An 11,565-nucleotide genomic window follows, 5' to 3' on the forward strand; every position below is an offset into this window, starting at 1 on the left:
CCTCGGGCGCAGCGGCCGGTTCAGTGGTGGTGACCGGTCCGGCCGAGGGTCGCCACCGGGCCGGCGCCGGGTCGGGTCCACTGCGGCACCGGACGGCTGGTGCCGTCCCAGGTGGAGTTCCCGTCGGCGTCCGTGCGCCAGTACCAGCACGCGTGCTGCCCCTGCGGCCAGCCCTGGGGGTTGTCCTCCCACGCCTCGCCGCGGCCGTACGGGGTCAGGTCCAGGAGGTGGAAGGGGCCGGCGATCTCGTTGCCACGGCCGGTTGTGGAGTAGGTGAGGAACACCCGGTCGCCGTCGCGAAGGAAGCAGGCGAGGTTGCCCATCTCGCCACCGATCGGGGCCGGAGCATCCCGCACCGAGTACCAGGGCTGGGTGTAGCCCATGAACGCGACGTAGGGGGCCACCTCCTCCCACCCACCCGTGGTCACGATGGCCAGTGAGACACCGCGCGCGTTGAGATAGGCGGCGTCCTTCAGATGCCAGGCGGCGACGGTGCATCCCTCGCACTGGCCCTGGTGGGGTGCGCCGTCGTGCCACATGTGCTGGTAGATCAGGAGCTCGTCGCGGCCCTCGAACAGATCGAGGAACGGGACCGGGCCGTCCGGCCCGGTGACCTCGACGCTGCCGTCCACCTCGACCATCGGCAGCCGGCGACGGGCCGCGGCGAGGTCGTCGCCCGCGTGGGTGTGGGCCTTCTCGCGGACCAGGAGTTCGTCCCGGGCGGACTGCCAGGAGTCCATGTCGACGACCGCCGGACGGGCGCCGCTCGCGTGGTGGGGCGTGGTGGTCATGTGGTCCTCCGTTGGTTCTCGTCTGTTCTCGTGAGCACGAGTAGGTCTCGTGGGCACGAGTGGACTCTCGTGGGCAGAACGCGGCGGCCCGTCCGGGCTCACCGGGGACAGACCGGTTGTCGCGCGCGAACTCATCGGCGGCCGCGGCAGAGTTGGGCATCGGGCCGGCGCCAGATGCGTGGGCAAGGTCACAGACCTCGCGTCCGCAGGTAGTTGCACTGAGTGCATCGGTGCACTTAATGTAAGAAGGTGCTTCGGACCCCTCCCGACGGCGACCGCCGTACCGCGCTGAAGGCGCGGCACCGGCGCGCCATCATCGACGCCGCAGCGGTGCTGATCGACGAGACGGGCGTCGCCACGTTCACCGTCGACGAGCTCGCGGCGCGTGCGGATGTCTCCCGGCGCACGATCTTCAACCACTTCGACTCGATCGACGACGTCGTCACGACCGTCTGCAGCGAGGTGCTCGAGGGCGTGCTGGACGAGTTCATGGTCCGCCCGCCGGCGACCGGCGCCGTCGACATGTTCGACGAACTCGCCGACGTGCTCCGGGCCACCGACCTGGTACCGCCGATGGCCTACCTGACCCGGGTGATCGGCATGGAGGACCCCGGCGACCCGTCCCCGCGTCAGGCCGTGATGTTGCTGAGCGCCTTCACCGACGTCAGCCAGCGGCTCTCCGACGAACTCACCACGCGTCATCCCGGCACCGACCTGCTCGACATCCACCTCATGGTCAGCGCGCTCTTCGGTGGGCTGGTCGTGCTGCACCGGTACTGGTTCGAGGCCACCGGGGCTGCCGTGGACTCGGAGTCCCGACGCGTCTGGTCGGACCTGCTCGAGCGCCTCATCATCGCCACCCGGACCGGGCACCGCGCCTCCTCCACACCTCTCGCATGAGCACGAGGCGGACCCGGTCACCCGCGACCCGCTGATCACGACCACACCACTCCCCACCGACCCACCGAACCGAGACCGTTCCGCCCGCCCACCCGGCGGCGGCCCGCGCCCGGCAAAACCATTGAGCCGAAGGAAACCCCATGGCTGAACTCCTGTACCGCCTAGGCCGCTTCGCCGCGCGCCGGGCTCGCACCGTGATCGCCGTCTGGCTCGCCGTCCTGGTTCTGGCCGGCGGCGCCTTCGCGGTGGCCGGCGGGACCCTCTCGACGAGCATCTCCATCCCCGGAACCCCGACGACCGAGGTCACCGACCGGCTCGCGGACGAGTTCCCCGAGGCCTCCGGCGGCACCGGAACGGTCGTGCTGCGGACCGAGGACGGCTCCGCGTTCACCGCGGAGCAGCAGGCCCAGATCGCGGAGCGGCTCGCCGAGGGGGCCGAGGTCGACGGCGTCACCGCCGTCATCGACCCGTTCGTCACGGAGACCCAGCGGGCCACCCAGCAGGCCGAGCTCGAGGGGGGCCTGGCGCAACTCGACCAGGCCATCGCCGCGCAGGGCGAGACGCCGGAACTCGCGGCCCAGCGGGCCGGCCTCGAGATGGGCGCCGCCCTGCTCGAGATGGCCGCCGAGACCCGGCAGGTCTCCGACGACGGCGCCACCGCGCTCGCCACGATCGCGTTCGAGGACCCGGCGTTCTCGATCCCGCAGGAGACCAAGGACGCCGTCGTGGCCGTCTTCGACGAACCGATCGACGGCGTCACCGTGGACCTCTCCGCCGACATCACCCAGGGCATCCCCGAGCTGTTCGGGGTCGGCGAGGTGATCGGCCTGCTCGTCGCCGCCGTCGTGCTGGTGATCATGCTCGGCACCCTCATCGGGGCCGGTCTGCCGATCCTGACCGCGCTGATCGGCGTGGGCATCGGCGCGCTCGGTGCGCTGTCCCTGTCCGGCGTGGTGGAGATGGTCTCGGTCACCCCCGTGCTCGGGCTCATGCTCGGTCTGGCCGTCGGAATCGACTACTCCCTGTTCATCATCAACCGGCACCGGCGACAGCTGAAGCAGGGCGAGGACCTCCACGAGTCGATCGGTCTCGCGAACGGCACCTCCGGCAACGCCGTGGTCTTCGCCGGCGCGACCGTCCTGATCGCGCTGCTCGCGCTGAACATCACCGGGATCCCGTTCCTCGGCCTGATGGGCACGGTCGGGGCGTTCTGCATCCTGGTCGCCGTGTTGATCGCCGTGACGCTGACCCCGGCCCTGCTCGGCCTGGTCGGAACCCGGATCCTGTCCCGCAAGGAGCGGGCCGCCTTGGCGGCCGGCACCGAGAACGGCGCCACCCCGGCCGCCCCCGCCGCGCCCCAGCCGATGTCCACCGCCCGTGCGATCGGCCGCGTGGTGATCGGGATCGCCGCCCTGGTGATCATCGCCCTGCCGGCCCTGGACCTGCGCCTGAATCTGCCCGACGGTTCCTCGGAACCCTCGGACTCGACCCAGTACCGCGCCTACACGACCATCGCCGAGGAGTTCGGCGAGGGCCGCAACGGTCCGCTGCTGGTGGTCGCGGATCTGCCCGAGGGGACGACCGAGGAGGAGGCGATGCTCGCCCAGGTCGAGGTCGGCCAGGCCCTGTTCGCGCAGGACGACGTGGTCGCCGTCGCCCCGATCGGCACCTCCGAGGACTTCGGCGTCGTCGCGTTCCAGGTGGTCCCGGCCGACGGGCCGACCAGTGAGTCCACCGAGACCCTGGTGCACACCCTGCGGGCGGCGTCACCGCTCGAGGGCACCTACGAGATCGGCGTGGCCGGCTCCGCGAGCGGCAACATCGACATCTCGGACAAGTTGGCCGGCGCCCTGCCGATCTACCTGGCCGTCGTGGTCGGGCTCTCCCTGATCATCCTGATCCTGGTGTTCCGCTCGATCTTCGTGCCGGTGATCGCCACCCTCGGGTTCATCCTGTCCTACTTCGCGGCCCTCGGCGGCGTGGTCGCGATCTACCAGTGGGGCTGGCTGGCCCCCGTCTTCGGCGTGGACACCCCGGGCCCGATCCTGAACTTCCTCCCGACGATCCTGGTCGGCATCCTGTTCGGTCTGGCCATGGACTACATGCTGTTCCTCGGTTCCGGCATGCGCGAGGCCTACGCCCACGGCGCCCCGGCGCGGGTCGCCGTCGTGCAGGGCGTGCGGGCGGGCCGGACCGTGGTCACCGCCGCCGCGATCATCATGATCTCGGTGTTCGGCGGGTTCGTCTTCTCCCACAGTGCCATGATCCGGCCGATCGGGTTCGCGCTCGCGTTCGGTGTGCTCGTCGACGCGTTCGTGGTGCGGATGCTGATCATCCCGGCGCTGATGCACCTCGCCGGGGACAAGGCCTGGTGGTTGCCGCGCTGGCTGGACCGGATCCTTCCGGACGTGGACGTCGAGGGTGCGAAGCTCGAGCGGCGCCACGGTCACGGCGCCGAGGCGTCCGACATCCCGGCCGGGTCCGAGGCCGCCGACGGCGGAGCGGGCTCCGAGCGCGAAGGCGCCGCGGTCTCGGGCTGAGGGAGTGCCCCGCACGGGGCCTCCCAGACGGTTGCGGCCCGGTTGCCGCCTCTGCGACGCTGGCCCGGCCGAGCCGTTGCATGCGGGCCGGTCCGATGCCGCTCGAGCGCAGGAGCACCATGACGGTAGCGAACGAACCGACCGATCGGCCCGGCGGTTGGCGGTCCTGGGTCAGCATCGGTGTTCGGGTGCTCGTCGTAGCGTTGGTGATCAGTGCCGAGATCTACCTCATCGTCGTGACCGGGGACCTCTATGTCCCGGCGAACCACTTCAGCTATTTCACGATCCTCAGCAATGTGTTCGCCGCCGTCCTGTTCGCGGTGTCGCTGGTGCGGCCGGTTCCGGATGGGGTCCGCGGGGCAGCCGTGACGTTCCTGCTCCTCACCGGAGTCGTCGCCAACACGCTGCTGCTCGGTGTGGAGGTGCAGACACCGGCCTACGCGAACGTCGTGCTGCACATGGTGGTACCCGTCCTGGTGCTGGTGGACTGGCTGGTCGCACCTCCGCGGACCCGGTTGACGACCAAGCACCTCCTCGCCTGGATGCTCATCCCGATCGCCTACCTCGTCTACAGCCTCGTCCGGGGCGCCCTGGTGGACTGGTATCCGTATCCGTTCCTGGACCCGCGCGAGCAGGGCTACGGGATGGTCGCCGTCATGAGTCTCGTGGTGGCCGTCGCCTTCGGTGCCTGCGCTGCGCTCGTCATCTGGTCCGGCAACCGCCTGCAGCGGCGCCGCCGGGACTCCGGCGGTGTGTCGGTGCCCGAGGTGGCGGGGCCGGCCTGACCCTTCCGGATTGCTGAGCCCTGTATTCCGCCGAGGAAGGTACGAAGCCCTCGAGACCGCCCGTCGGTGCGGGCGGTCTCGAGGGCGTGGCGACTTCCTCGGCGGGTGGGCGCCGGGCGGGTCAGGGGCGGCGGGTCACCAGTCGTGGACGGTGCCGTCCTGGAGTCGGTTGGTCGGCAGGTATGCCTGCGCGTAGGGGTGGGCCGCGGCCAGTTCCTCGTCCAGGTCCACGCCGATGCCGGGCGCCTCGCCCGGGTGCAGATGACCGTCGGAGAACGTGTAGGCGTGCCGGAACACCTCGTTGGTGAGGTCGGTGTGGCCCGAGTACTCCTGGATCCCGAAGTTGTGGATCGCCAGGTCGAGGTGGATCGCGGCGGCCATGCCCACCGGCGAGATGTCCTCCGGGCCGTGGATCGCGCTCTTGATCTGGTGCTGGGCCGCGTAGTCGAACAGCTTCCGCAACGGCGACACCCCGCCGAAGTGGGTGACGGCGGAACGGACGTAGTCGATGAGCTGCTCGCCGACGAGGGTCTGGTAGTCGAACACCGTGTTGAACACCTCGCCGATGGCCAGTGGGGTGGTCGTGTGCTCACGGACGAGGCGCAGCCCGTCCTGGTTCTCCGCCGGCGTGCAGTCCTCCAGCCAGAACAGGTCGTAGGGCTCGAGCGACTTGCCGAGGCGGGCGGCCTGGATCGGGGTGAGCCGGTGGTGGGCGTCGTGCAGCAGCGGCAGGTCTGGACCGAACTCGTTGCGCACCGCCTCGAACACGTCCGGGATGTGCCGCAGGTACGCCCCGGTGTCCCAGTCCTCGACGGAGGGCAGCGCGCGCTGGTCCAGGCGGGTCGCGTTCTCCGGGTGGGCGCCGGAGGCGTGCACGCCGTAGACGGCCTTGAGTCCGGGCACTCCGGTCTGGATCCGGATGCTCTGATAGCCCTGTTCCTGCAGCGCCCGCACGGAGTCGAACAGTTCCGGGACGGACGCGCCGTTGGCGTGGCCGTAGGTGCGCACGCGGTCCCGCGAGGCCCCGCCGAGCAACTGGTACAGCGGCAGTCCCGCCACCTTCGCCTTGATGTCCCATAGGGCGACGTCGACCGCGGCGATCGCGGCCATGGTCACCGGGCCGCGCCGCCAGTAGGCCCCGCGGTACAGGGACTGCCAGGTGTCCTCGATCCGGTGCGGGTCGGTGCCGATCAGCAGCGGCACGACGTGGTCGCGCAGGTAACTGACGACGGCGAGTTCCCGGCCGTTCAGGGTCGCGTCACCGAGCCCGGTGACGCCGTCGTCCGTGGTGATCTTCAGCGTGACGAAGTTGCGGCCGGGGCAGGTGACGATGACGCTCGCATCGACGATCTTCATGGTGGTCTTCCGGTTCGGAGGGGTGGGATCGGGGTGGGTCGGGTCAGCCCTTGGTCGCGCCGGCGGTCAGGCCCGCGACGAGGTAGCGCTGACCGAAGATGGCGGCAAGGATGACCGGCACGGTCATCAGGGTGGCGGCGGCCATCAGGCCACCCCAGTCGGTGCTGGCGTAGGAGATGAAGTTGAACAACGTGACCGGCATCGTGAGGGTGTTCTCGTCCGCCAGGATCAGCGCGAACATGAAGTTGTTCCAGCTGCCGATGAACGCGAGCACGGCCGCGGCGGCCGTGCCGGGGGCGGCCAGCGGCAGTGCGATCCGCAGGAACGAGCCGAACGCGCTGAGCCCGTCGGTGCGCGCCGCCTCCTCGAGTTCGATCGGCAGCCCCTCGAAGAACCCGATCATGATCCACAGGATCAGCGGCACCGCCACGAACATGTGGCTGAGCACCAGCACGGTGTAGCTGCCCACCAGTCCGATCTGGGCGAACAGGTAGTACCACGGCACGAGCAACGAGATGGCGGGCACGATCCGGGCCACGAGCACCAGCGAGCCGGTGCGGCCCATCGAGAACCGGCCGACGGCCCACGCGGCGGGCACCGCGAGGATCGCGCTGAGGACGGTGGAGAGCACGCCCACGATCAGCGAGTTCAGCATCGAACCCAGGATCGCGCCGTCGGCGAACGCGTTCCGGAAGTTCTCCAGGGTGGGGGAGAAGACCAGGCCCACGCTCGGGTCGGTGACCTGCACGTTCGTCTTGAACGCGGCCGCGATCATCCAGATGATCGGCAGCGCCACGAGCAGGCAGACCACGGCGATCGTGACGCCACGCAACCACGACCAGAGGCGACGCCGACCGCGGCGGCGACGCGCCGCCGTCGGGCGCTTCGTGGGTGACGAGACGGAAGGTGCGCCGACGGTGGTCACGGTGCTCATGCGGAGGTCCTTCCGGTGCGGCGGCGCAGCAGCACCACGATGGCGACGATGAAGATGGTGAACAGCACCAGCACGGCCGACGCGAGCCCGTACTCCTGGTAGTCGAACGTGAGGCCGTACGCGTACACGTTCAGGGTCTCGGCCTCGAACCCGGAGCCGCCGCCGGGGCCCTTCGTGGCGTAGATGATGTCGAACGTCTTGAGGGCGTCGACGCCGCGCAGCACGAGGGCGGTCAGCAGTGTGGTCCGCAGCATCGGCAGGATGATGTAGCGGAACCGCTGCCAGGCGTTGGCCCCGTCCATCAGGGCGGCCTCCTCGGGCTCCTCGGGCAGCGTGGACAGCCCGGCGAGCAGCAGGATGGTCATCATCGGTGTCCACTGCCACACGTCGATGAGCATGAGGGTGGGCAAGGACTGGCTGACCGAGCCGAGGAACTCCTGCGGCGGGATGCCGACGAAGCCCAGCAGGTGGTTGGCGATGCCGTTCGTGGGGTCGAGGATGAGCAGCCACAGGATGCCGATCGCGACCGGCGTGGCCAGCAGCGGGACCATCAGGATGGTGCGGACGATCTCCATGCCGCGGAAGGCCTTGCGCATGAGCATCGCCAGCGCCAGGCCGAGCACCGTCTGCAGCAGCACGGCGCCGACCGTGAAGTACACGGTGCGCCATACGGCCGGCCAGAACCGGCGGGTGTCGGTGAGCGCGTCGATGAAGTTCTGCAGGCCGATATAGGCGTTGTTGGCGTTCACCGCGCCGAACGCATCGGTGAGGCTGAGGTTCAGGGTGAACAGCAGCGGGAAGATGATCATCAGGGCGACGAAGCCGAGCGACGGGGTGAGTAGCGCCCACTTCAGGCGGCGGTTCGCCTGCTCGAACGTGAGCGCGGTCCGGCCGCTGCGGGTCGTGGCGCGCTGGGCGGGCGGCCCGGGAGTCGCGGTCGGGGTCTCGGCAACGGTGGGGGATGGCATCAGAACTCCCGCTGGCGGTTGTCACGGATGAGGAAGTCGGAGAACTCGGAGTCCGCGTCGGCAGCGACCGGCGGCACGGACGCACCCGTGATCCCGGCGACCAGCGGCCTGCCGACGATGTCGCGGGCGCGACCCACCTGGATCACGTCGGGGCGGTCGGTGCCCTTGCCGTTCTCGGCGTTGACCCGCATGGATTCGGCGAGGTCCTCGGGGAAGGAGGTGAGCGTGGCCTGGTCGTCCCAGGCGGACTGGCGGGCGCCGGGGATGCCGCCCGCCTGCAGCCGGGCGACCATCTCGGGCCCGGAGATCCACCGGATGAACTCCCAGGCGTCGTCCTGGAGCAGCGAGAACCTGTTGATGCCGAGGCTCCAGGACGGGATGTTGTGCGGGACGGACCCGGCCGGGCCGGCCGGGAACGGCGCGAAGCCCACGGTGTCGATGACCGTGGAGATGCCCGGGTCCAGGAAGTTGGAGTAGATCGCGTCCGCGTCGATGTAGAACGCGGCCTTGCCCTGCGCGAAGATCGGCATGGCCTGCTCGAGGCTCATGTTCGTCACCCCGGGCGGTCCGGTCTCGGCGAGCAGCCGGCCGTAGAACTCGTACGCGGCGATCGCCTCGGGGGTGCCGATGCCGGACTCGCCGTCGATCGTGAAGTCGCCACCGAAGGAGTACAGGAAGCTGGACCACTGGGTGACGGCGCCGGAGCGCTGCCCGCGGCCGACGTACCCGAAGAACCCGTTGTTGCGGTCCGCGAGCTCGAGGGAGATCTCGAGCATCTCGTCGAGCGTGGCGGGGGCGCCGCCGAAGTCCTCGAGCAGGTCCCTGCGGTAGTACAGGGCGGGCCGCTCAGTGACGATCGGAACGCTCACCACGGTCCCGGCGGTGATCGAACGCTCGCGGGGGGCCTCCTGGAAGTCGGCCCAGTCGTACGCGGCGTCGCCCTCGACCCGGTCGGTCAGGTCCGCCAGCCAGCCGTTGCGAGTGAACAGGATCTGCTCCTGCAAGGCCCTGACCATCATCACGTCGATGTCCGTGGCGGAGGCGTTGAGCTTCACGTTGTAACTGTTCGAGAGCTGATCGGCGGTGAGCAGGCGCATGGAGACGCGCCGCCCGATCTGCTCCTCGAACTCGGGTAGGTACTCGGCGATCGCCTGGGACCAGACGTGGTTGATCGCCATGATCCGCAGGGGAGCGTTCGGGTCCGCGGTGCGCGGGCCGGACGAACAGGCGCTCAGGGTCGCGGCGCCGGCAGCGGCCGCGGCGAGCGCGCCGAAGGACCTGCGGCTCACGACGTGCGCGGGCGTGCCGTGAGCGCGCCAGCTCGATGGCCGGCTCGATGGCATGGTCATGCGTAGGGCTCTCTTCCAGGGTCTGTCGGACCGCTACGGCCAACTGGTCCAACTGGTAGGACCAGTTGGAACCTAACAGGGAATCCGTTGGTCTCCAAAGACGCTGGTCAGCGCGAGGAGTCCCGACCGAGAAGGGTCTCGATGTGCCGGGTGGCCATGACGTCCAGGCTCACGTCCAGGTCCGTGCCGTAGGTGCGCAAGCCCAGCGCGAGGTGCTCGCGCATGTACCGCCGGGCGCGGTCGGAGTCCCGCGCCTGCAGGGCGGCGAGGATCTCCGGGTGGTGCGGTACGCCCGGCTCCGAGATCGCGGGGTCGGAGTTCGACCGGAGCATCATCTCGAACATGAGGCCGCTGATCGAGGAGAGCATCACGCGCAGCACCGGATTCCCGCTGGCGAGTGCGATCGCGTCGTGGAACTCGACGTCCGCCCGGGCCTTGGTGATCACGTCGGTGGCGGACTCGATGCGGTCGTTGATCTCGGCGAGGGCCTCGAGGTGCGCCTCGGTCGCGCGTTCGGCGGCGAGACCGACGATCTCGACCTCGAGGGGGATCCGGGCCTCGATCAGTTGCCGCACCGTCGGCCGCTCGGCCCGGTACAGCCCGTCGTACCCGCGGGCCTGGGCCGACGACTGCTCGGCCACGAACGAGCCGCGCCCGGGCGCGACCTCGATCAGGTGCTGGGCCTCCAGGCGGCGCAACACCTCGCGGACCACCCCGCGGCTGGCTCCGAACTGGATGGCGAGTTCCCGCTCCGAGGGAAGCTTCGTGCCGACGGCGATCGCACCGGCGCGGAGGTCCTGCTCGAGTTCGCGCGCGATGCGTTCGGTGAGGAGGCCGCGGTGCCCGGTCGCGCTCACCGGCGGCGGGCCCGGAGAGGGCTCGGCCACGGGCGGGCTCGGTGGGGTGGGCATGCGACGAGGATACGCGGACCGGTCAGGGCGTGAGAGCGTCGGTGGGTCTGGGTCTCCTGGGCCGGCTCGACTGGCCCGGCACCGGGCGGCGTGCAAGTGCCAAGCCCTCGAGACCACGGGTACGAATCGACGGTCTCGAGGGTGTGGCGACCTCCAGGCGCTGCGGGTGGGTCCGGAGGTCTTGTGCCGGATCGCGAGCGTCGGATCTCGATGTCAGGCTGGGCGCATGAGTGAATCCGTCCGTAACGCGGCATCCGATGCCGGTGACCATCCCGTCGTGCGTACCGGTGCACGGGTCGGCTATGCCGCGAGCGGCGTCCTGCACCTGCTGATCGGGTGGATCGCGCTCCGGCTCGCCTGGGGCGGTGGGTCCGGTTCGGCCGACCAGTCCGGCGCGCTCGCCGAGCTCGGGTCAACGCCGGTCGGTGCCGTGCTGCTCTGGGTGGTCACGGCCGGGTTCGTGCTTCTCGGGCTCTGGCAGATCACCGAACTGGTAGGCGCGGATGAGGCGAAGGACAAGGTCAAGAGCCTCGGCAAGGCCGTGATGTATCTGGTCCTCGCCGGCACCGCACTGCGGATCGCGGCGGGCGGCTCGTCCGGCGGCGGGGACGCGCAGACCTCGAGCCTGACCGGCACCCTGATGGCCCAGCCGTTCGGCCGGGTCCTGGTGGCGGTGGTCGGGGCGGTCGTGATCGGCGTCGGTATCCATCACGTGGTGAAAGGGGCTCGTGCAAAATTTCTAGAGGACCTGCGCGCGAACCCGGGCCGATGGATCACCCGGGCCGGACGGCTCGGGTACATCGCCAAGGGGATCGCCCTGGCCCTGGTGGGCGTGTTCTTCGTGGTGGCCGCCGTTCAGGCCGACCCCGAGGAGGCGCAGGGCCTCGACGGTGCACTCCGGTCCGTGCTCGAACTGCCTCTCGGGTCGGTGCTGCTCACCGTGGTGGCGCTCGGGATCGTGCTCTACGGCGTGTACTCCTTCGGCCGGGCGCGGTACGCGAAGGTCTGAGCGAGCCTCGACGTGCGCCGGC

At 70.1% G+C, this 11,565-nt stretch carries 10 protein-coding genes; 4 read left to right on the plus strand and 6 right to left on the minus strand.

Features of this window, described 5'->3' with window-relative positions; all coding sequences use genetic code 11:
• Positions 1-20 precede the first annotated feature (20 nt).
• Positions 21-791, minus strand: coding sequence for a DUF899 family protein (locus tag EXU48_RS09070; protein WP_133107335.1), 771 nt, complete (start codon positions 789-791; stop codon positions 21-23).
• Between the two features lie 249 nt (positions 792-1,040).
• Between EXU48_RS09070 and EXU48_RS09075 the strand changes: the two genes are divergently transcribed.
• The 3 genes from EXU48_RS09075 (at position 1,041) to EXU48_RS09085 (ending at position 5,016) form a co-directional block, all read left to right on the plus strand.
• The gene (locus EXU48_RS09075) at positions 1,041-1,691 is read left to right on the plus strand and encodes a TetR/AcrR family transcriptional regulator (protein ID WP_133107336.1); all 651 of its coding nucleotides are present in this window, start codon (positions 1,041-1,043) and stop codon (positions 1,689-1,691) included.
• Between the two features lie 140 nt (positions 1,692-1,831).
• Positions 1,832-4,231 carry an MMPL family transporter gene (locus EXU48_RS09080; RefSeq protein WP_133107337.1) on the plus strand — a complete coding sequence of 800 codons (2,400 nt, stop codon included), beginning with the start codon at positions 1,832-1,834 and terminating at the stop codon, positions 4,229-4,231.
• A 119-nt stretch (positions 4,232-4,350) separates the two neighbouring features.
• The gene (locus EXU48_RS09085; protein ID WP_133107338.1) at positions 4,351-5,016 is read left to right on the plus strand and encodes a Pr6Pr family membrane protein; all 666 of its coding nucleotides are present in this window, start codon (positions 4,351-4,353) and stop codon (positions 5,014-5,016) included.
• Between the two features lie 135 nt (positions 5,017-5,151).
• Here the strand turns inward: EXU48_RS09085 and manD are convergent, their stop codons facing one another.
• The 5 genes from manD to EXU48_RS09110 form a co-directional block, all read right to left on the minus strand.
• Positions 5,152-6,372 carry a D-mannonate dehydratase ManD gene (manD, locus tag EXU48_RS09090; RefSeq protein ID WP_133107339.1) on the minus strand — a complete coding sequence of 407 codons (1,221 nt, stop codon included), beginning with the start codon at positions 6,370-6,372 and terminating at the stop codon, positions 5,152-5,154.
• Between the two features lie 43 nt (positions 6,373-6,415).
• Entirely contained in the window at positions 6,416-7,306 is an 891-nt protein-coding gene (locus EXU48_RS09095; protein WP_133107340.1) for a carbohydrate ABC transporter permease, read from the minus strand.
• Positions 7,303-8,274, minus strand: a complete 972-nt coding sequence (locus EXU48_RS09100) for a carbohydrate ABC transporter permease (protein WP_133107341.1) — start codon at positions 8,272-8,274, stop codon at positions 7,303-7,305. Before EXU48_RS09100 ends, EXU48_RS09095 begins: the two co-directional genes overlap by 4 nt.
• Positions 8,274-9,563 (minus strand): ABC transporter substrate-binding protein, encoded by a 1,290-nt coding sequence (locus tag EXU48_RS09105; RefSeq protein ID WP_235856926.1) that lies wholly within the window; start codon positions 9,561-9,563, stop codon positions 8,274-8,276. The genes EXU48_RS09100 and EXU48_RS09105 overlap by 1 nt, the downstream gene beginning before the upstream one ends.
• A 167-nt stretch (positions 9,564-9,730) precedes the next feature.
• On the minus strand, positions 9,731-10,534 hold the full coding sequence (locus EXU48_RS09110) for a FadR/GntR family transcriptional regulator (RefSeq protein WP_133107342.1): 804 nt from the start codon (positions 10,532-10,534) through the stop codon (positions 9,731-9,733).
• Positions 10,535-10,760: 226 nt separating this feature from the next.
• On the opposite strand from EXU48_RS09110, the gene EXU48_RS09115 reads away from it, so the two are divergent.
• Entirely contained in the window at positions 10,761-11,543 is a 783-nt protein-coding gene (locus EXU48_RS09115; RefSeq protein WP_133107343.1) for a DUF1206 domain-containing protein, read from the plus strand.
• The last annotated feature ends 22 nt before the right edge of the window (positions 11,544-11,565 follow it).

This window comes from Occultella glacieicola, assembly GCF_004353825.1.
GTDB lineage: Bacteria > Actinomycetota > Actinomycetes > Actinomycetales > Beutenbergiaceae > Occultella > Occultella glacieicola.